The organism is Streptomyces sp. CC224B, assembly GCF_030010595.1.
Classification (GTDB): Bacteria; Actinomycetota; Actinomycetes; order Streptomycetales; family Streptomycetaceae; genus Streptomyces; species Streptomyces longispororuber.
In genome coordinates, this window is the sequence record NZ_JASCXL010000002.1 from 75,701 (window position 1) to 97,377 (window position 21,677).

Consider the following 21,677-nt stretch of genomic DNA (forward strand, 5'->3'; position numbering starts at 1 on the left):
CAGCTTGCTTCGGAACGTAAAACCGCCCTAGGTTCGCGGCAAAGAAACGGCCCCGGCCGGTGCCGCAAACACCGGTGCCGAGGCCTAGTCCGACGTGTCGAAGTGAAGGATTCGAACGTGGCTTACGCCCAGCTTAATGCCGCCCTGCCCTCCCCGTCCCACCCGATGGCCAAAACGGGTTACGGGAAGCGTCACGCGAGTGACGAACCCCCGCACAGCGAAGCCGACTTCGCACACCTGCTCCAGCGTGACGCGGAGATCGCGGCCTTCATCGACCACCTCCCCGTCGGTGCGGCCATGGGGCACAAGGCCATCGCCGCCGAGCACCCCCGGTACGGCCAGCAAGCCGTGCGTACGTCGATGGGGCGCCTGGCCGAGGCGGGGCACCTGCGCTGGGTCAGGGAACACCTCACGCTCGAGGACACCTCCATGCGCTGGGTGACCAGGACGTACTGGTCGCGGGAGGCCAAGTCCCCCGCCTGGTGGGCCGAGTTCGTGCGGGAGCGGCACGGGCGGGACGTGACGGACCAGTACGCGCCGGGTCTGTCCCGCGTGGAGGACGACGACACCGAAACCCGCGCCGAGCCCGAGCCCGAGCCCGGACCGGAGGGCGGTGCGGCGCGCCAGGCCCTCGCGGGGCTGCGCGCGGCGGACCGGCGGCTCGCGCTGTCCGAGCGGGACTGCCGGGCGCTGGAGCCGCTGGCCGCCGAGTGGCTGGCGCGGGGCGCGACCCCGGCCGACATCACCCGGGCCCTGACCACCGGCCTGCCCGAGGCCGTCACGAACCCGGGCGGCCTCACCCGTACCCGATTGGAGACCAAGATGCCCCCCAAGCTGCCCAAGGCCCCGGCCAAGACCCGGCTGCGCGCCCGCGTGACCCGCGCGGTGTTCGTGTGCGGGCTCTGCGAGGAGCCCGAGACCACGACGGAGCTGGTGAACGGGCTGTGCGCCGACTGCCGCGCGGAGTGCCTGGCGGACAGCGAGGCCGAGGGGGCGTACGTCGCCCCCCGCGCGGTCCCGGACACCTTCCTCGCGGTCCCGCGCCCGCGAACCCCCGCTCCGGTCGTGGACGTGACGCGATACGTCGACGAGATCCGCCACGCGTCGGGCTACGCACCCAAGCAGCGCGGATGAGCACCCGGCACGCGCCGGTCGGCTCAAGGAGTACGCGGGCTGAGGCCGGCCGCTGGGGAGGCGTGGGGGTGTGACCCGTCCCACTTTCCGGAGTGGTCGGTGGCGCCTGCGGGCAGGGGTGTCCCCGGAGCGGCCGCAGGACGGGCAGCCCCCGAAGTTGATCACTTTGTGAGCGGGACATCTCACGATCTGATACCGCCGGGGGCGGATTCGGCCGCTCGTTAGACTGAGCTGACCGCCGGAGCGCGGGAAGAAACTTCACTGAGCGAGGAGCGCACGTGGGCCTTGTCGTGCAGAAGTACGGAGGCTCCTCCGTTGCCGATGCCGAAGGCATCAAGCGGGTCGCCAAGCGCATCGTCGACGCCAAGAAGAACGGCCACCAGGTGGTCGTCGTGGTGTCGGCGATGGGTGACACGACGGATGAGTTGATCGATCTTGCCGGGCAGGTGTCGCCGATCCCTGCCGGGCGTGAATTCGACATGCTGCTGACCGCCGGAGAGCGGATCTCCATGGCCCTGCTGGCCATGGCGATCAAAAACCTGGGCCACGAGGCCCAGTCGTTCACCGGCAGCCAGGCCGGTGTCATCACCGACTCGGTCCACAACAAGGCGCGGATCATCGATGTCACGCCGGGCCGCATCCGGACCGCGCTCGACGAGGGCAACATCGCCATCGTCGCGGGCTTCCAGGGTGTCAGCCAGGACAAGAAGGACATCACGACCCTCGGGCGCGGTGGCTCCGACACCACCGCTGTCGCCCTCGCCGCGGCCCTCGACGCCGAGGTGTGCGAGATCTACACCGACGTGGACGGCGTGTTCACCGCCGACCCGCGCGTGGTGAAGAAGGCCCGGAAGATCGACTGGATCAGCTTCGGGGACATGCTGGAGCTGGCCAGCTCCGGGTCCAAGGTGCTGCTCCACCGCTGTGTGGAGTACGCGCGTCGCTACAACATCCCGATCCACGTGCGCTCGTCCTTCAGCGGACTGCAGGGCACCTGGGTCAGCAACGAACCGCAAGGGGACCGCAAGGTGGAGCAGGCGATCATCTCTGGTGTCGCGCACGACACGTCCGAGGCCAAGGTGACGGTCGTGGGCGTACCCGACAAGCCGGGCGAGGCCGCCGCGATCTTCCGCGCCGTCGCCGACGCCGAGATCAACCTGGACATGATCGTCCAGAACGTGTCGGCCGCCTCCACGGGCCTGACCGACATCTCCTTCACCCTGCCCAAGGCCGAGGGCCGCAAGGCCATCGACGCCCTGGAGAAGACGAAGGAGCGCGTCGGCTTCGACTCGCTGCGCTACGACGACCAGATCGCGAAGATCTCCCTGGTCGGCGCGGGCATGAAGACGAACCCGGGCGTCACCGCCACGTTCTTCGAGGCGCTGACCGACGCCGGGGTGAACATCGAGCTCATCTCGACCTCCGAGATCCGCATCTCGGTCGTCACCCGCGCCGAGGACGTCAACGAGGCCGTGCGCGCCGTGCACACCGCCTTCGGCCTCGACTCCGACTCGGACGAAGCCGTGGTCTATGGAGGCACCGGGCGATGAACCGCAAGCCGACGCTCGCGGTCGTCGGGGCGACCGGGGCCGTCGGCTCGGTGATGCTCCAGATCCTGTCGCAGCACGCCGACATCTGGGGCGAGATCAGACTCGTCGCCTCCCCGCGCTCGGCCGGCCGCAAGCTGGCCGTGCGCGGGGAGGAGGTCGAGGTCCACGCGCTGGACGAGGACGTCTTCGACGGCGTCGACGTCGCCATGTTCGACCTGCCGGACGAGGTCGCGGCGCAGTGGGCGCCCGTGGCCGCCTCGCGCGGGGTCGTCGTGGTCGACAACTCCGCCGCCTTCCGGATGGACCCCGACGTCCCCCTCGTCGTACCGGAAGTGAACCCGCACGCGGCCCGGCTGCGGCCGCGCGGCATCGTCGCCAACCCCAACTGCACGACCCTCTCGATGATCGTCGCGCTCGGGGCGCTGCACGCCGAGTTCGGCCTGCGGGAGCTGGTCGTCTCCTCGTACCAGGCGGTCAGCGGGGCCGGGCGGGACGGCGTCGCCACGCTGCGCCGGCAGATCCAGCTCGTCGCGGGCAGCGAACTCGGCACCGGGCCCGGCGACCTGCGCCGCGCCGTCGGCGACGACACCGGGCCCTTCCCGGAGCCCGTCGCGCTGAACGTCGTCCCCTGGGTGGGGGCCGTGCGCGAGGACGGCTGGTCCTCGGAGGAGATGAAGATCCGCGACGAGTCGCGGAAGATCCTCGGCCTGCCCGGCCTGAAGGTCGCGGCCACGTGCGTGCGCGTGCCCGTCGTCACCACCCACTCGCTCACCGTCCACGCGCGCTTCGAGGGCGAGGTGACCGTCGACCGCGCCCGCGAGATCCTCGCCACCGCCCCCGGCGTCGTGCTCTTCGACGACCCCGCCGCCGGGGAGTTCCCCACCCCGGCCGACGCCGTCGGTACCGACCCCACCTGGGTCGGACGGCTGCGGCGCGCCCTGGACGACCCCGCCGCACTCGAACTCTTCGTGTGCGGGGACAATTTGCGCAAGGGCGCCGCCCTCAACACGGTGCAGATCGCCGAGTTGGTGGCGGGCGAGTTCCCGGGCGCCTGAACCAGCAACTGCACCGGCCGTCGGCCGGGTTGGTCCCGGGGGCAGGGTGAGCTGCCCGAAAGGCTCCCCGAAGCGGAGCTGCCTGTAGGAACTGTGTAAGTTCTGTGTCCTATCTGATGGTCCAGACCGCTTGAACTGGGGCGTCCGCGCGTTCGAAGATTCGGCTTCCGCCCGTTGCAACCGCGAGGGCGGCGCCCGCGTCTTCGCCGTCGCCCCTCCGGTGGGCGGCCCGGAACGCTGCGGCAGACAAATGGGGCTTAGGGGAAGAGCTGGTACGCATGGGGGCTATCGACGCACCGCGAAAAGCGGTGCATGTGAGGCACGCCGCACACGCGATGCCGAACGCCATGCCTGACGCGTACAACCCTGACGGGGGGAAGCGTGTCCAACAGGCGTGGCAGAGGTACTCGAATTCACCGCGAGCGGCACGGCGGCACTGCGCCCGTCCCGCCGACCTCGCGTACCCGGCGGCATGCCGGTGATCGCCCCCATGCCCGCGACGCGGCCCGCCCGCATTCCGACGCAGCGCGAGGGCGATGAGGTGGCCGTGACCGCGGGCACCACCGTCGACCACCTCACCGAGACCTACCGCGCGCACTACCGTTCGCTGCTCGGCCTCGCCGCCCTGCTCCTCGACGACACCGCGTCCTGCGAGGACGTCGTGCAGGAGGCGTTCATCCGCGTGCACTCCGCGCGCAAGCGCGTCCGCGACCCCGAGAAGACCCTCGCGTACCTCCGCCAGACCGTGGTGAACCTCTCCCGGTCCGCGCTGCGCCGCCGCATCCTCGGCCTGAAGCTCCTGACCAAGCCGATGCCCGACATGGCGAGCGCCGAGGAGGGCGCGTACGACCAACTGGAGCGCGACGAGCTGATCAAGGCCATGCGCGGCCTCCAGCGCCGCCAGCGCGAGGTCCTCGTCCTGCGGTACTTCGCCGACATGACCGAGGCCCAGGTCGCCGAGACGCTCGGCATATCGCTCGGCTCGGTCAAGGCGTACGGCTCGCGCGGCATCGCCGCCCTGCGGGTCGCCATGGAGGCCCCGGCATGAGCGGAACGGGCGGAACAGGCGGCACGGGCGGAACGGGCGGAACGGGCGACAAGGAACGCGACGCGCGCGTGGAGCGCGAGCAGGGTATGGGCCGCGCCGAGCGGGAGGACGGTACGGACCGCGCCGGGCGCGGCGCACGGGACGAGCACGGCGAGCACGGAGCCGCGCGCGGTGAGCGCGGTGAGCACGACGCTGGGAACGACACGGTGAAGCACGGGCAGGGCGGGCAGGACGACGGACCCGACGGGCTGAGGAAGCCGGACCGGTCGGAGGGGCTGAGGAAGCCGGACCGGTCGGACGGGCCGAGTTGGTCGAGCAGGTCGAACAGGTCGAACAGGTCCGACCGGGCGGACGGGTCGGATGAGACAGGCGGGACAGGCGGGGCGGGTCGGCAGGCCGAGTCGGACGGGCCGGACGGCGGCCTCGCGGAGCGGCTGCGCGGGCTGGGGCGGCTGACCGCCCTCGACGGCGGCGCGAACCGGGGCCCCGGTCCTGGCTCCGGCGGTTTCGGAGACCTCGGCACCCCCGACGACCTCGGTGAGCCGACGGGCCTCGCCGACGACGAGCTGGCGCTGCGGCGGCTGCTGCGCTCCGCCGTCCAGGACATCGAGCCGGCCGACTCCGCCCTGGACAAGCTGCGGCACGCGGTGCCCGCGCGCCGGGCCCGCAAGCGCCAGGCGCTCGCCGGGGCCGCCGCCGTCGTCCTCTTCGCGGTCACGGCCGTCCCGGCCCTGGTGCACGTCACCCGCTCCTCCGGCGACTCCGACGCGCGGCCGTCCATCGCGGGCGCGGGCAAGAGCCAGGAGAGCCAGGGCAGCACCGGCGAGACCCGCAAGGGCGCCGAGCGCCCCGGCAAGGACACCAAGGACGACGAGAAGGACAAGAAGGACAAGAAGGGCGGCAAGGAGAAGGACCACAAGGGCAAGGAGAAGGACGGCAAGGGCAAGGGCGAGACCGGCAGGGGCGGTGCCACCGGCGGCGGCACCGAGCCGGGCGACCAGGACACCGACGCCGCCAGCTCCCCGGCCTGCGACGCCGCCCAGCTCGGCGACGCCTCCGGCTCCGTCGCGCCCGCCGACGCCGAAGGCAAGGTCTACGGCACCTTCCGGATCGCCAACGTCTCCGGCAGCAGCTGCACCGTGGCGAGCCCGGGCGCCGTCGCCGCCACCGCCCAGGGCGCGGCCGACCCCGCCGCCGTGAACGTCGTCGACCACACCGCGGGCGACGCCGCGACCGGCCTGCCCGACCCCGCCCAGGAGACCACCTCACTGGTCCTGAAGCCCGGCGCCGCGTACGAGGTGCGCTTCGCCTGGGTGCCCTCGGCGGCCTGCCCCTCCGACGGCGGCGAGCCCTCGCCGAACCCGTCCCCGTCCGACGGCGGCGGCACCGGCGGCTCCGGCACGGAGGGCGCGGGCGGCGAGGGCGGCGTGACCACCCAGCTCGTCCCCGAGGACGGCACCAAGGACGGCAGCGTCGCGCTCTCCCTCACGGCGGAGCCGGGCGCCCCGTCGGCGGCCGCGACGGTCCCGAACGCCTGCTCCGGCACGGTGTACAAGACGGGAGTGCTGCCCGCGCAGTAGCGGCGGCGGCAGCGCGGTAGCGCCGTGGCGCGGTCGTGCCGTGGTGCGGCGGCGCGGGGGTGCAGTGGTGCCGTGGCGGGGCGGCGCGGGTGCTCAGGTCGCGGAGGGCTGGGGGGACTGCGCGTCCTCGGCCTCGGCCTGCATCAGGCCCAGCTCCTCGTCCCGGGCGGCCTCCCGCTCACGGCGGAACAGCCGGAACCACATGAACACCACGAACCCCGCGAACACGAACCACTCGCCCGTGTAGCCCAGGTTCTGGAACGCCTTCATGTCCAGGCCCGAGTCCTCCGGCGCGGCCGCCGGAACCGGCTTGAGGCCGTCCGTGCCCCGCTCCAGCGTCACCCACGCGTTGTACACGTCGTCCGGGACCAGGTTCACCAGCGACGCCGCGCTGATCATGCCGACCTGGCCGGCGGGCAGGCCGCCCGCCGTGCGGACGCCGTCCGAGCTGGGGCTCTCCGAGGCCTGGAGCGCGCCGGTCACCGTGACCTCGCCCCGCGGCGGCGCGGGCGCCCGCCGCGCGTCGGCGTCGCCCGGCAGCCAGCCGCGGACCACGGGCAGCGACTTGCCGGCCGTGGTGTGCAGCATGGTCAGGACGTAGTAACCGCGCCTGCCGTCCAAGGTACGGTCCGGGACGAGGAGTTGCTTGCCGTAACGGCCCGTGGCCGACGTCCGCTCGCCGGAGGTCTCCCGGTCCACCGGCAGGAGCGCGTCCAGCGGCCGCGCCTTCCCGCTGGTGTCGACGGTGGCCTGCCGCTTCGCGTCCTCGTGGTCCTGCACGCGGTCCTCGAAGCGGCTGAGCTGCCAGGAGCCCATGAAGAGGCAGACGGGGATCGCCAGCGCGACGAAGACGTTGATCCCCCACCAGCGGGGGGTGAGGAGGAACCGGTACACGCCCTCCACGGTACGGGGCGCCGCGCCGCAGCCATCTCCCGGGGCCCGGGCCTTCTCCCACCCACCCGCCCCTCATCGGCCTCCGGCCTCGTCCTCAATCGCCGGACGGGCTGGGATGGTCCGCTGCGCGCCGTCGTCGGGTGCCGGTGTGTTCCCCACCCACCCGCCCTTCCATCGGCCTGGCGGCCTCGTCCTCAATCGCCGGACGGGCTGAGACGGTCCGCCGCGCGCCGTCGGCGGCCGGCGGGCAGTCGACGACGGCGAGTCGCGGGAAACTACCAGCCCGTCCGGCGTTTGAGGACGAGGCGCGGAGCGCCGTTGTGGGGGAGAGGGGCGGAGCCCCAGACGAAAGGGCGGGGGCCCGGGGGCGGTCAGCCCCCGGTTTCGGGGAGGGGTGGGGCTGGGGCGTCCCGCGAGGGGTCAGCCCAGGTGCCGGCGGGCGAAGTCCAGCTCAAGCCCCACCTGCTTGATCCGCTCGTCCACGACGAGCGACCCGTGCCCGGCCTCGTACCGGTACACCTCATGCACCGCCCCCCGCGCCACCAGCCGGTCGACATAGTTCTCCACCTGCCGGATAGGACACCGAGGATCATTCACCCCCGCCGAGATGTAGACCGGCGCCTTCACCGCGTCCACATACGTCAGCGGCGACGACGCCGCGAACCGCTCCGGCACCTCCTCCGGCGTCCCCCCGAACAGCGTGCGGTCCAGCGCCTTCAGCGCCTCCATCTCGTCGTGGTACGCCGTCACGTAGTCCGCGACGGGCACCGCGGCGAGCCCCACCGCCCAGGCGTCCGGCTGGGTGCCGAGGCCGAGCAGGGTGAGGTAGCCGCCCCAGGAGCCGCCGGACAGGACCAGCCGGTCCGGGTCCGCGAGGCCGCTGGTCACGGCCCACTCGCGCACCGCCGCGATGTCCTCCAGCTCGATGAGGCCGACGCGGTGCTTGAGGGCGTCGGTCCACGCGCGGCCGTACCCCGTCGAGCCGCGGTAGTTCACCCGCACCACCGCGTACCCGTGGTCCACCCAGGCGGCGGGGCCCGCCATGAAGGCGTCGCTGTCGTGCCAGGTGGGGCCGCCGTGGACCTCGAAGACGGTGGGGAGCGGCCCGGTGGTCCCGGCGGGCTTCTGCACCAGGGCGTGGATACGGCCGCCGGGCCCCTCCACCCAGACGTCCTCCACCGGCACCGAGCCTGGCGCCTTCATGCCGGGCGGGTCCAGGACCACCCGGCCGGACGTGGAGCGCAGGACGGGCGGCTCGGCGGCCGACGACCACATGTACTCCACGGTGCCGTCCGGGCGGGCCGTGGCACCGGACACCGAGCCGCGCGGGGTCTCCACGCGGGTCAGCTCCCGGCTGCCCAGGTCGTACCGCCACAGGTCGCCGCGGGCCTCGAAGCTGTGCGCGACCAGCAGCGCCGAGCCGTCCGGATACCACTCCGCCGACACGTCGCCCGGCAGGTCGAGGTCCAGGTCCGTCTCCTCGCCCGTGGCCACGTCCCACACCATCGGCTCCCAGCGGCCCCGGCGCTGGTGGCCCACGAGCAGCCGGGTGTCGCCGTCCACCGGGGCGAAGCCGAGGACTTCCAGGCCCAGCTCCTCCGTGCCGCCCTTGGTGTCGTCGAGCTCGGCGACCACCGAGCCGTCCAGGCGCAGCACGCGCAGCGCGGAGTGCATCGCGTCGCCGTGCTCCGTGTGCTCGACGGCGATCAGCGTGCCGTCGTACGAGAGGTCGCCGACGCCCGCGGACTCGCGGTGGCGGTAGATCTCGGCGGGCGCCTCGCCGGGGGCCGCGTCCGGGCGCACGACGTGGATCGTCGAGCCGTCCTCGTCCGTGGAGCGGCCCACCACGACCGTGCGGCCGTCCCGGCCGAGGACGAGACCCGCCGGGTACGAGGGCGCGAGCCCGGGCACGGCGACCTCGTCGACGCCCTCGCCGTCGGGGTCGTCGGGCCCGGTGAAGGGCTGGCGCCGCCACACCCCGAACTCGTCGCCGTCCTTGTCGTCGAACCACCAGATCCACCGGCCGTCGGGGGAGAGCAGGCCGTCCGTCGTGCCGTTCGCCCGGTTCGTGACCTGGCGCTGGGTGCCCGTCGCGCGGTCCCACGCGTACAGCTCGTACGTACCCGTCGCGTTCGACACGAACAGGGAGCGGTCGGGGGCGTCCTCCGCCCAGTCCGGCAGGGAGACGCGCGGCGCGCGGAAGCGCTTCTCCCAGTCGGGCATCCCGGCGCCCCCCGCACCACGTCCGGCCCCCGCGTCACGACCGCCCCCCGCGTCGCGACCGGCCCCTGCGTCCACCTGCGTTCCCGTCTCACTCATGGCCCCATAGTGCCTGGCCCGACCGGTTCCGCGCCGCCGAGGTCCCCAGCCTGTGGATAACTCTCGGCGTGTACGCGCCGAGACAGGCAGGCCCTGCCCCACAGGGACACCCCGGGGACACCGCGGACTCACCGCTCCGCGGGGTGCAGCCACGCCTCCCCGGGCGGCGCCGCGAACTCGCCGAGCCGCGTGCACGACCACGCCCGCAGCACCTCGCGCCCCGTCCCGTCGCCCGGCGCGGCCAGGGTGGTGACCACGACGTCCGTCCGGTGCCGGGACAGGATCAGGTCCCGCATGCGGGTGGCCGTGCCCCGGTGCCGGTGCCCGGGCAGCACCATCAGCTCCGCCAGCAGGAAGAGCCGGCCGGCCGCCGCCCCCGCGGCCGCCTCGGGCGCGGCGGCGTGCAGGGCCGCCACGAAGCCCGCGTACGCCGGGGCCTCGGGCGCGGCCCGGTAGCCGTACAGGCAGCCGACGAGGCCGCCCGCCGAGTCGGCGACGACCATGTCGAAGTCCCGCTCCTGCACCTCGCGTTCGAAGCGCTCGAGGAACTCCGCCCGGTCCCGCCCGTGGCACGCCGCGTACACGCTCGCCACGTTCTCGCGCTGCTGCTCCGCCTGCCACCGCGACAACCGCCGCAGAAACACCTCAGCCATCCGCGCCTCCCGCCCCGCCCCGTGATCCCGTACGTCCGGAGTGAGCATGGTGGCACCAACGGACCGCCGCGCGGAACGGTTGGCGCGCGTCGTCAGCCGAAGTGGCCCAGCAGCCGGGCCGCGGCGGCGAGTACGGGCCCCTCGACGCGGTAGTACACCCACGTGCCGCGGCGCTCGGAGGTGAGCAGCCCCGCCTCCTTGAGCTTCTTCAGGTGGTGGGAGACGGTCGGCTGCGCGACCCCGACGTCGGAGATGTCGCACACGCAGGCCTCACCGCCCTCGTGCGAGGCGATCAGCGAGAACAGCCGCAACCGCACCGGGTCCCCCAGGGCCTTGAACATCCGCGCGGCGGCCTCCGCCTCCCCGGCGCTGAACGGCCGCTCGCCGACCGGCGGAAAGGACGGCACCTCGCTCGTCGCGCCGCCGGGCTCCGATGCCGCGGGAACCTGCGTATTCGACATGCGTTCACCCTAGGGACACCGACGGCCGCCGACGAAGCGGGACCGGCACGAGGAAGGGGCCCTGGTACCGTCCCGGGACGACGGAACGAGGCACAGCGCATGGCACCGGAGACCACGGGCACCGTGGCCGAGCACAACGTCGTCTCCCTGATGGGCATCGTCCTGATCGCCCTCGTCGCGGTGACGGCCGCACTGGCCTACGCGTGGACGTCCGCGCCCCGCCCCACCCGCCGCGCCCCGACACCCCCCGCACCCGTCCCCGCGATCTCGCGTCTCACGGCGTCCCTGCGCGCCGCCGCGGCCCTCCTGGCGGCGGGCACGGCCGCGCTCCACGCCTATGGCGCCGTACGCCTCCTCGGCCTCGACCTCACCGAGCACGACCAGGCCTGCCGGGCGGCCGTGGGCGCCGCCCGCGCCCCGCGCCTCGACGGCTACGAGGCCACGTACGTCCCCCTGCGCCTCGGCTGCCGCGTCGCGGGCGACGGCACGTACACCGCGGGCGTCCCCGACTGGCTGAACCCGGCCGCGGCAGGCCTCGCCCTCACCGCCGCCGCGTGCGCCGCGGCGGCGCTGCTCACGACGCCCGGTCTTCGGCGAGTGTGTGCGCGACGAGCGCGCTCGCGTGCCCGTGCCCCAGGCCGTACGCGGCCTTGAGCCAGCCCACCAGCTCCATGTGCGTCTTCAGGTCTGCAAAGAGGACATGACCTGATGGCGGTCTCCCGGATCCCGGAGTGGCGCCCTACGATCGTTTTTCGCGTACAAGGGGGCGGACATGGGGGCTGGTGGTTCGGCGTCGCGTCGAGCGCAGGAGGCCAGGAGGCAGGAGCGGCTCTTACGGGAGCAGTGGCAGGCCGCGCGGCGGGAGGCCCGGCGCTGGGAGGCCGCGAGCGAGGGGGAACGCCGGGTCGCCGCGCAGCTCCTGGTTCTCACGGAGCGCGGCTGGCGGTTGCTCGTCGACCGACGCTGGCCGGGCACCCGCGCGGCAAACGTGGACATGCTGCTGGTCGGGCCCGGGGGTGTCTTCGTCCTCGATGTGAAGAACTGGCGTGCCGTACCCAGAGTCACCGACGGGCACCTTCATGCCGACGGTGAGCAGCGGGACGCGCATGTGCAGAAGCTGCTGGGGATGACCAGGACCGCCGAGAAGGCGCTCTCCGCCCTGGGCCTGTCCCCGATCGCTGTCCGCCCGCTGATGGTGTTCGCCGGCCAGCGGGTGGAAGCGTCGCTCGGCCGGGTGCGGCTGCTGGGCGAGCGGGAGGTCGGCCCCATGCTGCTGAACGAGCCGCGGCGGCTGCTGCCGGAGGGCGTCCGCGCCGTCGGAGACCTCCTGGAGCACGCCTTCCCGCAGTACGAGGGGTCGTTTGTCGCGGAGACGAACAAGGCGAGCAGGGCGAACAAGGCGAACGGGACGAACGAGGCGGACAAGAAGGCCGAGGCGCCCCCGGAGGCGGACGACGGCGGGCTCTTCGACGTCGATGCGCTGCGGGACGCGGCTCTGGCGGACGTCATGAAGGCGCCCATCGAGAGGTGGATGACGTTCCTGCACCCGGACCAGGCGGCACTGGTCCGGCGCAACTGGTCGGGCCCTGCCCGGATCAGCGGACCGGCGGGCACCGGCAAGACCGTGGTCGGCCTCCACAGGGCGGCACACCTCGCACAACGCGGCAGCGGCCGCGTCCTGTACGTCACGTACGCCAAGAACCTGCCCCGCGTGCAGAGCACCTTCCTGCGGACCATGTCCCCGGCCGTGGCCGCCCGGGTGGACTTCCGCAGCCTGCACCAGTGGGCGCAGGAATTCCTCCGCGAGCGCGGTGTCGCCGTCCGCCTCAACAAGGAGAAGGCGGAGACGGCGTTCAGCCTGGCGTGGACGCACACGGGACGCGACAGCCCGCTCGCGGAGATCGACCCCGTGCCGTTGTACTGGCACGAGGAGATCGATCACGTCATCAAGGGGCGTGGCATCACCTCCTTCGACGAGTACGCCGTGGTCCGCCGGGTACGGCGCGGCGCCGCGCTGCGCCGTGTGCACCGCGAGGCCGTATGGACCCTGTACGAGACGTACGAGCGGCTGCGGAACGAGCGCGGGGTGCACGACTTCAGCGACGTGCTCACCATGGCCCTGGAGGTGGCGGAGAGCGAGCGGCGGAAGGCTCCCTCCCCGTACGCGGCGGTGGTCGTGGACGAGGTCCAGGACCTGTCGCTGGTCGGTGTGCGCCTGCTGCACGCCTTGGTCGGCGACGCCCCCAACGGTCTGCTGCTCATCGGCGACGGCCAGCAGGCGGTGTACCCCGGAGGCTTTCGGCTGAGCGACGCCGGTATCGACGTCAGAGGAGGCCGGGGGCAGGTGCTGCGCGTCAACTACCGCAACTCCGAGCCGATCCTGGAGGCCGCGCTCGCCGTGGTGGCCGATGACGCCTTCGAGGACATCGACGGCCTCACCACCTCCGGGCGGCGCGACGTCGAGCTGACGTACCACGACGGCAAGGTGGTGCGTTCCGCGCATGCCACCGCCGCCGAGCACGACCAGAAGCTGGTGGAAGCGGTCCGCGGGTGGTCGGCCGGCGGGTTCGGCGACGCGGCCGTGCTCTGCCCGTCCAGGCGGGCCATCGCCCACTACCAGCGCCTTCTCACCCAGGCGGGCCTTCCGGTGTGCCTGCTCGAGCACTACGACGGCAGGCCCGTGGAGGCCGTCAAGCTCGGCAGCTACCAACGCGCCAAAGGGCTCGAGTTCAAGCACGTCTACCTGCCGCGCCACGACGAAGCCCTCGCGACCCGCTCCGGCCCTCCCGAGACGGCTCCCGAGCGGCAGCAGCTCTTCCGCCGACAGCTCTTCGTCGCCATGACCAGAGCTCGGGACCTGCTGTGGCTGGGCAGCGTCCGCGCCACGGGATCCGCCTCGGCGGTCTGAGCGGGAAACCCGTTGACGTGCACCCGAGGGCGGGTGGCCCCTCCTTCGCCCAGTAAAGTGCGCCAACGTCGCCCGCCCCCGAACCGCACCCCGAAAACCGCGCCCCCCGAACCCCGCACCCGAACCCACGACCCCACCCCCGAGGTACCGAGCCGTGACCGCCGAGTCTGCCGTGTCGACCGTCGTCGTGACCGTTGTGGGGGTCGGGGCCGACGGGTGGGGTGGGATCGCCGAGGCCGGGCGGGACGTGGTGCGGGGGGCCGAGGTGGTGATCGGCGGGGCGCGGCAGTTGGCGCTGGTGCCGGGGGAGTGCCGCGGGGAGCGGGTCGTGTGGCCCTCGCCGCTGCGGCCCGCGGTGGCCGGGCTGCTCGCCGCGCACGCGGGGCGGCGGATCGCCGTGCTCGCCAGCGGCGACCCCATGTTCTACGGCATCGGGCGCGCCCTCACCGAGGAGCTGGGGCCCGGCGCCGTGCGCGTGCTGCCGCACCCCTCCTCGGTGTCCTACGCCTGCGCCCGGCTCGGCTGGCCCGTGGAGGACGTCGAGGTGGTCACGCTCGTCGGGCGGGCGCCCGCGCGGCTCGCCGCCGCCCTGCACGACCGGCGCCGCCTGCTCGTGCTCAGCGCGGGCGCCGCCACCCCGGGCGAGGTCGCCGCCCTGCTGCGCGACCGCGGGTTCGGGCCCAGTCGTCTGCGGGTGCTTGAGCAGCTCGGTGGTCCGCGTGAGCGCGTCGGTGACGCCGTCACCGCCGACGGCTTCGACCAGGCCCCCGGCGATCCCCTCAATGTCGTCGCCGTCGAGTGCCGCCGTGATCCCGGCGCCCTGCGGCTCGGCGCCGTACCGGGGTTGCCCGACACGGCGTACGAGCACGACGGGCAGCTCACCAAGCGCCACGTGCGCGCCGCCACCCTCGGCGCGCTCGCCCCCGCCCCCGGCGAGCTCCTGTGGGACATCGGCGGCGGCTCCGGCTCCATCGCCGTCGAGTGGCTGCGCACCCACCCCTCGTGCCGGGCCGTCACCGTCGAGCGGGACCCCGTGCGCGCCGAGCGCATCCGCCGCAACGCCGACCGGCTCGGTGTACCGGGCCTGCGCGTCGTCACCGGCGCCGCGCCCGCCGCGCTCGGCGGACTGCCGCGGCCCGACGCCGTGTTCATCGGCGGCGGGCTCACCGCGCCCGGCCTCCTCGACACCTGCTGGCAGGCGCTGCCCGACGGCGGGCGCCTGGTCGCCAACACCGTGACCCTGGAGTCCGAGGCGCTCCTCGCCGACGCCTACCGCCGCCACGGCGGCGACCTGGTGCGGCTCGCCGTCGCCCACGCCGTGCCCGTGGGCGGGTTCACGGGCTGGCGGCAGGCCATGCCGGTCACTCAGTGGGCCGTGGAGAAGACCCCCCGGACAGTCCGTACCGCTCGTACCGCCGATGCGGTCCGTGCCGCCGGTACGGAAGACACAGCAGGAGCGGACACATGACCGTGTACTTCATCGGCGCCGGGCCCGGCGCCGCCGACCTGATCACGGTGCGCGGCGCCCGCACCCTCGCCGCCTGCCGGGTCTGCCTGTACGCGGGCAGCCTGGTGCCGCGCGACCTGCTCGCCGAGTGCCCGCCCGACGCGCGCCTGGTCGACACCGCGCGGCTCGACCTGGACCAGATCACCGCCGAGCTGGTCCGGGCCCACGAGGAAGGGCACGACGTCGCCCGGCTGCACTCCGGCGACCCGTCCGTCTTCAGCGCCGTGGCCGAGCAGATGCGGCGCCTCGACGCGGCGGGCGTGCCGTACGAGGTGGTACCGGGCGTGCCCGCCTTCGCCGCGGCGGCCGCGGCCCTGAAGCGGGAGCTGACCGTGCCGACCGTCGGCCAGACCGTCGTCCTCACCCGCGTCGCGCAGCAGGCCACCCCCATGCCCGAGGGCGAGGACCTCGCCACGCTCGGCCGCAGCGGGGCGCTCCTCGTGCTGCACCTCGCCGTGCGGTACGTGGACCGCGTGGTGGAGGAGCTGCTGCCGCACTACGGCGCCGACTGCCCGGCCGCGGTCGTGGCGTACGCCTCGCGGCCCGAGGAGCTGGTGCTGCGCGGGACGTTGGGCGGGATCGCCGGGCAGGTGAAGGAGGCGGGGGTGCTGCGGACCGCTGTGATCATGGTGGGGCGGACGCTGGGAGCTACGCAGTTCCGTGACAGCCATCTGTACTCGCCGGGGCGCGAGCGCTAGGCCCTGCCGGGGTGGGCCGGGGTTCTGCGGGGCTGGGCCCGGGTGTGGCCGGGGTCGCGGCCTGCGGCCTGCCTGTCCTCAAGCGCCGGACGGGCTTGGTTCTCCCACCCGCCCGCCCTTTCCCGCCGCGCCGCGGCGGGTTCGTCGCGCTCCGCGCTCGTCCTCAAACGCCGGACGGGCTGGATCCTTCCGGGCGGGCCCGGTCACCTGCGGCCGGGGCTGATCTGCCCACGATCGTTCCCGCGCGGTCGATGCAGATGACGTCGACCGTGACGGGGGCGCCGCGGAGGACCTTCAGGGCCTCGTCGCGGGCCGTGGTGGCGACCAGGTCGCCCAGGGGGACGCCGGCCGCCGTGCAGAGCTGGAGGGCGGCCAGGCCGGTGTTGGCCTCGGCGATCCGGGCGGCCAGGGGCTCGGACGCGCCGCCGCGGCGGGCCAGTGCGGCCAGGAAGCCCTTGTCGACCTGGGAGCGGGCGGAGTGCAGGTCGAGGTGGCCCGCGGCGAGCTTGGAGAGCTTGGCGAAGCCGCCGCAGATGGTCAGGCGCTCGACCGGGTGGCGGCGGACGTATTTCAGGACGGCGCCCGCGAAGTCGCCCATGTCGAGCAGGGCGTCCTCGGGCAGGCCGTACGCGGCGACGACCGTCCGCTCGGAGGTGGAGCCCGTGCACCCGGCGACGTGCGTGCGGCCCGCCGCCCGGGCCACGTCCACGCCCCGCCGGATCGAGTCGATCCACGCCGAGCAGGAGTACGGCACCACGATCCCGGTGGTGCCGAGGATGGAGAGGCCGCCGAGGATGCCGAGCCGGGGGTTCCAGGTGGAGCGGGCCAGCTCCTCGCCGTGGTCGACGGAGACCGTGACCTCGACGTCGCCGCTGCCGCCGTGCTCCGCCGCGACCCGGGCGACGTGGTCGCGCATCATCTGCCGCGGCACGGGGTTGATGGCCGGTTCGCCGACCGGCAGCGGCAGGCCGGGGCGCGTGACGGTGCCGACGCCGGGACCGGCCCGGAAGACGACCCCGGACCCCGGGGGCAGCCGCCGTACCGTGGCCCGGACGAGCGCGCCGTGCGTGACGTCCGGGTCGTCGCCCGCGTCCTTCACGACCCCCGCCGTCGCCCGGCCCTCCGCCAGCTCCTCGACCGCCAGGGCGAACGCCGGCGTCTGCCCCTTGGGCAGCGTGATCGTCACCGGGTCGGGGAAGCCGCCGGTGAGCAGCGCGGTGTACGCGGCCGTGGTGGCGGCCGTCGCGCAGGCCCCGGTGGTCCACCCGTGCCGCAGGCCGGTGTGCTTGAGTTGGGCGCCGCGGCCGCCCTTCGCCTCGCCGGCGCCTCGCACCTCACTGCTCATGAACGGACCCGGACTTCCATGCGCGTACTGATACTCGGCGGCACCACGGAGGCCCGCCACCTGGCCGGACTGCTGCACGGTACCCCCGGCCTGGACCTGACCAGCTCACTCGCCGGGCGCGTCGCCAGCCCCCGGCTGCCGCCGGGCGAGGTCCGCGTCGGCGGCTTCGGCGGGGCCGAGGGGCTCGCCGCGTGGCTGCGGGAGCACCAGGTGGACGCGGTCATCGACGCCACGCACCCCTTCGCCGGGACGATCAGTTTCCACGCGGCGCGGGCCGCCGCCGACGCCCATGTTCCCCTGCTCGCGCTGCGCCGTCCCGGGTGGGTCCCGGTCGCGGGGGACGTCTGGCACGACGCCGGGTCCCTGGCGGAGGCGGCACAGCTGCTGCCCGGCCTCGGCGAGCGGGTGTTCCTGACGACCGGGCGCATGGGCCTGGCCGCGTTCGCCGGGCTCGCCGAGCAGTGGTTCCTGGTCCGGTCCGTGGACGCGCCCCAGCCGCCGCACCCGCCCCGCATGGAGGTGCTGCTCGACCGCGGGCCCTTCACCCTCGACGGCGAGCGGGAGCTGCTGCGCCGCCACCGCGTCGACGTCCTCGTCACCAAGGACAGCGGGGGAGCGGCCACCGCGCCGAAGCTGACGGCCGCCCGCGAGGCGGGGGTCCCCGTGGTCGTGGTGCGCAGGCCGCCGGTGCCGGAGGGCGTGCCCGAGGTGGCCGGTCCCGCCGAGGCGGCCCGCTGGGTCACGGACCGCCTCTGAGGGCCGCTACGCCTCCGGGTAGCGGCGCGGCGTCCAGACAATCGTTTCGCCGGTCCCGGAGGCCGCGCCGTCCGCGCCGCCCCCGCGCCGTACGGCCCGCGTCTGCGACGAGCCGACCAGCAGGATCGTGCGCATGTCGACCTCGGCCGGGTCGAGGTCCGCGAGGCGCACGGTCCGCACGCGCTCGCCGGAGCCGCCCACGTCCCGCGCGACCACGACGGGGGTGTCCGGCGCCCGGTGCTCCAGGAGCAGCTCGCGGGCCTTGCCGACCTGCCAGGTGCGGCTGTGCGAGCCGGGGTTGTACAGGGCGAGCACCAGGTCGGCGGCGGCCGCCGCGCGCAGCCGCTCGGCGATGACCTCCCACGGCTTGAGCCGGTCGGACAGGGAGATCGTCGCGTAGTCGTGGCCGAGCGGGGCGCCCGCGCGGGCGGCGGCCGCGTTGGCGGCGGTCACGCCCGGCAGCACCCGCACGGGCACGTCCGCGTACGCGTCCTCCGACGCGGCCTCCAGGACGGCCGTGGCCATCGCGAAGACGCCCGGGTCGCCGCCCGAGACGACCGCGACGCGCCGCCCCCGCCGGGCGAGCTGGAGCGCGAACTCGGCGCGCTCGGCCTCGACCCGGTTGTCCGAGCCGTGCCGGCGCTGGCCGGGGCGGACCGGCACCCGGTCCAGGTACGTGGTGTAGCCGACCAGGTCGTCTGCGGCGGCCAGCGCGCCCCGCGTCTCCGGCGTCAGCCACAGCGGCCCGGCGGGCCCGGTCCCGACCACGACGACCTCGCCGCGCGCCGGGGCCCCGCCCTCGTCCTGGTCCTCTTCCGCGGTCGCGGGCTCCCGGTCCGGCACCGGCAGCGCGGCCACCCGGCTCGGCAGCACCGCCACCGAGAAGTACGGCACCGAGTCCTCGGCCACCTCCGCCAGTTCGCCCAGGCGCTCCCCGGCCATGGTGGCGCGCTCGACGTACCGGGCCTCGTCCAGGCGCTCCGCGCGGTCGAAGGCGCGCCGCACCTTGGGGAAGGTGCGGCCCAGCTTCATCACCACCGCGGCGTCGGTCGCGGCGAGCCGGGCCGTCAGCTCCTCCTCGGGCAGGGTGCCCGGCAGGATCGTCAGCACCTCCTCGCCCTCCGCGAGCGGCGTGCCGAGGCGGGCGGCCGCGGCGGACACCGACGTGACACCGGGGATCACCTCGGTGTCGTAGCGGTCGGCGAGCCGCTTGTGCATGTGCATGTACGAGCCGTAGAAGAGCGGGTCGCCCTCCGCGAGCACCGCGACGGTGCGCCCCGCGTCGAGGTGCGCGGCGAGCCGGGCGGCGGCCTCGGCGTAGAAGTCGTCCATGGCGCCCTGGTAGCCGCCGGGGTGGTCGGTGGTCTCCGTGGTGACCGGGTAGACCAGCGGCTCCTCGATGTGGTCGGGCCGCAGGTGCTCCGACGCGATCGAGCGCGCGATGGACCGGCCGTGCCGGGCGCTGTGGTACGCCACCACGTCCGCCCCGGCGATGACCTCGACGGCGCGGACGGTCATCAGCGACGGGTCGCCGGGGCCGAGCCCGACGCCGTACAGCTTGCCGCTCGGCCCGTTGTTCACCGTGCCGCTCACTCTTCCTCACTCGCGATCGCGTTGAGCGCGGCGGCGGCGAGGGCACTGCCCCCGCGGCGGCCGCGCACGACCAGGTGGTCGAGGCCGGAGGGGTGCGCGGCGAGCGCGTCCTTGGACTCGACGGCGCCGACGAAGCCGACCGGGACGCCGATGACGGCGGCGGGCCGGGGAGCCCCCTCGTCGATCATCTCCAGGAGCCGGAACAGGGCGGTCGGCGCGTTGCCGACGGCGACCACCGAGCCCTCCAGGCGGTCCCGCCACAGTTCGAGCGCGGCGGCCGTGCGCGTGGTGCCGAGCTTCGCCGCGAGCTCGGGGACGGCCGGGTCGGAGAGGGTGCACAGCACGTCGTTGGCGGCGGGCAGCCGCTTGCGGGTCACCCCGCTGGCCACCATCTGGACGTCGCAGAAGATCGGCGCCCCGGCGCGCAGGGCCTCGCGGGCACGGCCCACCACGGCGGGCGTGTAACCGAGGTCCCGTACGAGGTCGACCATCCCGCAGGCGTGGATCATCCGGACCGCGACCTGGCTGACGTCGGCGGGCAGCGCCACGAGGTCGGCCTCCGCGCGGATCGTGGCGAAGGACCGGCGGTAGATGGCCGCGCCGTCCTTCTCGTACTCGTAGGTGGTCACGGTCTTGTTCTCGCTGCTCTCGGTCGTCATACGGGGCCAATCGCCGCCAGGGCGGTGGCGAGGCGGGTGGGGTCGGCCAGGGGGACGGGGTCGCTCGCCCGGCCCTGGCGGACGGCGGTCAGGTGGTAGCCGCCGCCGGGCGCGGCGACCAGGTCGACGCGGTCGCCCCGGGGGTGTCCGCAGCGCCGCTCGCACCCGGACCAGTACAGCGGCAGGCCGGCGCCGCTCGCGGCGGCGAGGGTGCGGGCCGCGTCGGCCCGTACGTCGGCGCGGGACTTGGCGCAGCCGGGGCGGCCGGCGCAGGCGCCGACGCGCGGCCAGGGCGAGGCGGGGCCGGTGACGAGGCCGGTGGCGGCGAGGCGGGCGAGCGCCTCGGCCGCGCGGTCCTGCTCCGCCCCCGGGACGGGCACGACGACCCCGCGCCACGGCGTCAGCCGCAGCTCACCGGGGCCGAGGGCGGCGGCGGTGCGGATCAGCTCGCGCCACTGGGGGAGGGTGAGGCGCCCGAGGGGGGCGTGCACGGACAGGGCGGAGCCGACGATTCCGAGGGGCGGGCCCGGGCCCGGGGGCCGGGGGGTGCGGGAGAGGCTCGCGGCGGCTGCGGCTTCGGCTTCGGGGGTGCCCCCGGCTCCGGCGGCGGGAGTGGCCTCGGCCACGGTTTCCTCGGCCGCCCCGCCCCGGTCGCACTCCTCGTACGCGATGCCCTCGGCCGCCAGCCGTCGCCGCACCTCGCGCAGCAACTCCCCGGGGCCAGAAGCGAGTTCGGCCACCCGCCAGGCCCCCGCCCCGCTCGCCCGCACGCAGTGCGCGAACGCCTCGGCGGCCAGGAGCGCGGCCCGGGGCGCGTCGGCCGCGGGCACCCGGAGGGCCGGGCCAGCGCCGTCCAGGCTCAGTACGGCGCGGCCGTCCGCGGCGGCCCGTACCGTGACGTCGGCGTCGAGCGCCGCCACGTCGCCGCGCCCGTCGTCGAGCGCGAACAGGAACCGGCCCGACAGCTCCCGCGCCGCCGCGCTCGCGCACAGCGCCGCGTCGAGCGCGGTGAGCCAGGGCCGCACGTCGTATAGGCCGCGGCCGTCGAGGCCGGACAGCGGCGACGCGACGACGTTGCGCACCCGCTCGTGCGCGGCGGAGGGCAGCAGCCCGGCGGCGCCGAGCAGCGCGGCGAGATCCGCGCCACAACCGTCCCCGAGGCCGCGGAGCTGCACGTTGCCGCGCGAGGTCAGGTGCAGGTCGCCGTCGCCCAGGCGGTGGGCCGCCCCGGCCAGCGCCTCGGCCTGCCCGGCGCTCAGCACGCCGCCGGGGACCCGGACGCGGGCCAGCGCCCCGTCGTCGGCCGCGTGCAGCCGCAGGCTGCCCGGGCAGGCGTCGCCGCGGTCCCGTGGGGCCGCTGTGGCCTGCGGGGACGTGCGGAGGGGAGCCGTGGACATGGCGGCGAGCATACCGACCATCACATCGTCGGTACGCCGGGCCGTGGCGCGGTCCGTACGCCGCCGGGGCGCGGGGCCCGTACGGCGCGGCGGTGTGGGACCGGCGCGGCGGCGCGAGAC

Annotated in this window: 17 protein-coding genes and 1 pseudogene; 9 read left to right on the plus strand and 9 right to left on the minus strand. The window is 74.8% G+C overall.

Going from position 1 to position 21,677, the window contains the following annotated elements; translation table 11 throughout:
• Positions 1-117: 117 nt before the first annotated feature.
• From QK440_RS01510 to QK440_RS01530, 5 genes are all read left to right on the plus strand, one after another.
• Positions 118-1,134 (plus strand): hypothetical protein, encoded by a 1,017-nt coding sequence (locus tag QK440_RS01510; RefSeq protein WP_349239256.1) that lies wholly within the window; start codon positions 118-120, stop codon positions 1,132-1,134.
• Positions 1,135-1,412: 278 nt separating this feature from the next.
• Positions 1,413-2,684 carry an aspartate kinase gene (locus tag QK440_RS01515; protein WP_282791080.1) on the plus strand — a complete coding sequence of 424 codons (1,272 nt, stop codon included), beginning with the start codon at positions 1,413-1,415 and terminating at the stop codon, positions 2,682-2,684.
• A complete protein-coding gene (locus QK440_RS01520; protein WP_282791081.1) occupies positions 2,681-3,739 on the plus strand; it encodes an aspartate-semialdehyde dehydrogenase in 1,059 nt (352 codons plus the stop codon). Before QK440_RS01515 ends, QK440_RS01520 begins: the two co-directional genes overlap by 4 nt.
• 472 nt (positions 3,740-4,211) lie before the next feature.
• A complete protein-coding gene (locus QK440_RS01525; RefSeq protein ID WP_349239258.1) occupies positions 4,212-4,787 on the plus strand; it encodes a SigE family RNA polymerase sigma factor in 576 nt (191 codons plus the stop codon).
• Entirely contained in the window at positions 4,784-6,367 is a 1,584-nt protein-coding gene (locus tag QK440_RS01530) for a hypothetical protein (protein ID WP_282791083.1), read from the plus strand. The genes QK440_RS01525 and QK440_RS01530 overlap by 4 nt, the downstream gene beginning before the upstream one ends.
• A gap of 93 nt (positions 6,368-6,460) precedes the next feature.
• Here QK440_RS01530 and QK440_RS01535 read toward each other — a convergent pair whose 3' ends face one another.
• The 5 genes and pseudogenes from QK440_RS01535 to QK440_RS01555 form a co-directional block, all read right to left on the minus strand.
• A complete protein-coding gene (locus tag QK440_RS01535) occupies positions 6,461-7,261 on the minus strand; it encodes an SURF1 family protein (protein WP_282791084.1) in 801 nt (266 codons plus the stop codon).
• Positions 7,262-7,681: 420 nt separating this feature from the next.
• The gene (locus QK440_RS01540; protein WP_282791085.1) at positions 7,682-9,484 is read right to left on the minus strand and encodes a prolyl oligopeptidase family serine peptidase; all 1,803 of its coding nucleotides are present in this window, start codon (positions 9,482-9,484) and stop codon (positions 7,682-7,684) included.
• A 224-nt stretch (positions 9,485-9,708) separates the two neighbouring features.
• Positions 9,709-10,233 (minus strand): hypothetical protein, encoded by a 525-nt coding sequence (locus QK440_RS01545; RefSeq protein WP_282791086.1) that lies wholly within the window; start codon positions 10,231-10,233, stop codon positions 9,709-9,711.
• 92 nt (positions 10,234-10,325) lie between these two features.
• Positions 10,326-10,694, minus strand: a complete 369-nt coding sequence (locus QK440_RS01550) for a metalloregulator ArsR/SmtB family transcription factor (protein WP_282791087.1) — start codon at positions 10,692-10,694, stop codon at positions 10,326-10,328.
• 574 nt (positions 10,695-11,268) lie between these two features.
• Positions 11,269-11,370: pseudogene (locus QK440_RS01555) on the minus strand (DUF4287 domain-containing protein); the annotation flags it as partial.
• A 96-nt stretch (positions 11,371-11,466) separates the two neighbouring features.
• Here QK440_RS01555 and QK440_RS01560 point away from each other — a divergent pair.
• The 3 genes from QK440_RS01560 to cobM all read left to right on the plus strand — a co-directional run bounded on the left by QK440_RS01560 (position 11,467) and on the right by cobM (position 15,807).
• Positions 11,467-13,602: a UvrD-helicase domain-containing protein gene (locus QK440_RS01560; protein WP_282791088.1), complete on the plus strand. Its 2,136-nt coding sequence runs from the start codon at positions 11,467-11,469 to the stop codon at positions 13,600-13,602.
• A gap of 154 nt (positions 13,603-13,756) precedes the next feature.
• Positions 13,757-15,070 (plus strand): precorrin-6y C5,15-methyltransferase (decarboxylating) subunit CbiE, encoded by a 1,314-nt coding sequence (gene cbiE / locus QK440_RS01565; protein ID WP_282791089.1) that lies wholly within the window; start codon positions 13,757-13,759, stop codon positions 15,068-15,070.
• Complete coding sequence (gene cobM, locus QK440_RS01570; protein ID WP_282791090.1) at positions 15,067-15,807, plus strand: precorrin-4 C(11)-methyltransferase; 741 nt, start codon at positions 15,067-15,069, stop codon at positions 15,805-15,807. Before cbiE ends, cobM begins: the two co-directional genes overlap by 4 nt.
• A 163-nt stretch (positions 15,808-15,970) precedes the next feature.
• Here the strand turns inward: cobM and QK440_RS01575 are convergent, their stop codons facing one another.
• Positions 15,971-17,152: a cobalt-precorrin-5B (C(1))-methyltransferase gene (locus QK440_RS01575; RefSeq protein ID WP_282791091.1), complete on the minus strand. Its 1,182-nt coding sequence runs from the start codon at positions 17,150-17,152 to the stop codon at positions 15,971-15,973.
• Positions 17,153-17,170: 18 nt separating this feature from the next.
• Here QK440_RS01575 and QK440_RS01580 point away from each other — a divergent pair, with 18 nt between their 5' ends.
• A complete protein-coding gene (locus QK440_RS01580; RefSeq protein ID WP_282791092.1) occupies positions 17,171-17,908 on the plus strand; it encodes a cobalt-precorrin-6A reductase in 738 nt (245 codons plus the stop codon).
• Positions 17,909-17,914: 6 nt separating this feature from the next.
• Here the strand turns inward: QK440_RS01580 and QK440_RS01585 are convergent, their stop codons facing one another.
• From QK440_RS01585 to cobG, 3 genes are read right to left on the minus strand one after another with little or no spacing between them, the layout of a single operon-like run.
• A complete protein-coding gene (locus QK440_RS01585; RefSeq protein WP_282791093.1) occupies positions 17,915-19,501 on the minus strand; it encodes a precorrin-2 C(20)-methyltransferase in 1,587 nt (528 codons plus the stop codon).
• Positions 19,498-20,160 (minus strand): precorrin-8X methylmutase, encoded by a 663-nt coding sequence (locus tag QK440_RS01590; protein ID WP_282791094.1) that lies wholly within the window; start codon positions 20,158-20,160, stop codon positions 19,498-19,500. Before QK440_RS01590 ends, QK440_RS01585 begins: the two co-directional genes overlap by 4 nt.
• Entirely contained in the window at positions 20,157-21,557 is a 1,401-nt protein-coding gene (cobG, locus tag QK440_RS01595; RefSeq protein WP_282791095.1) for a precorrin-3B synthase, read from the minus strand. Before cobG ends, QK440_RS01590 begins: the two co-directional genes overlap by 4 nt.
• Positions 21,558-21,677 lie beyond the last annotated feature (120 nt).

Coding starts and splice junctions, on each gene's coding strand:
- QK440_RS01520 (WP_282791081.1), top strand. CDS start 2,681: ATGAACCGCAAGCCGACGCTCGCGGTCGTCGGGGCGACCGGGGCCGTC.
- QK440_RS01525 (WP_349239258.1), top strand. CDS start 4,212: ATGCCGGTGATCGCCCCCATGCCCGCGACGCGGCCCGCCCGCATTCCG.
- QK440_RS01530 (WP_282791083.1), top strand. CDS start 4,784: ATGAGCGGAACGGGCGGAACAGGCGGCACGGGCGGAACGGGCGGAACG.
- QK440_RS01540 (WP_282791085.1), bottom strand. CDS start 9,484: ATGCCCGACTGGGAGAAGCGCTTCCGCGCGCCGCGCGTCTCCCTGCCG.
- QK440_RS01545 (WP_282791086.1), bottom strand. CDS start 10,233: ATGGCTGAGGTGTTTCTGCGGCGGTTGTCGCGGTGGCAGGCGGAGCAG.
- QK440_RS01550 (WP_282791087.1), bottom strand. CDS start 10,694: ATGTCGAATACGCAGGTTCCCGCGGCATCGGAGCCCGGCGGCGCGACG.
- QK440_RS01560 (WP_282791088.1), top strand. CDS start 11,467: ATGGGGGCTGGTGGTTCGGCGTCGCGTCGAGCGCAGGAGGCCAGGAGG.
- cobM (WP_282791090.1), top strand. CDS start 15,067: ATGACCGTGTACTTCATCGGCGCCGGGCCCGGCGCCGCCGACCTGATC.
- QK440_RS01575 (WP_282791091.1), bottom strand. CDS start 17,152: ATGAGCAGTGAGGTGCGAGGCGCCGGCGAGGCGAAGGGCGGCCGCGGC.
- QK440_RS01580 (WP_282791092.1), top strand. CDS start 17,171: ATGCGCGTACTGATACTCGGCGGCACCACGGAGGCCCGCCACCTGGCC.
- QK440_RS01590 (WP_282791094.1), bottom strand. CDS start 20,160: ATGACGACCGAGAGCAGCGAGAACAAGACCGTGACCACCTACGAGTAC.
- cobG (WP_282791095.1), bottom strand. CDS start 21,557: ATGTCCACGGCTCCCCTCCGCACGTCCCCGCAGGCCACAGCGGCCCCA.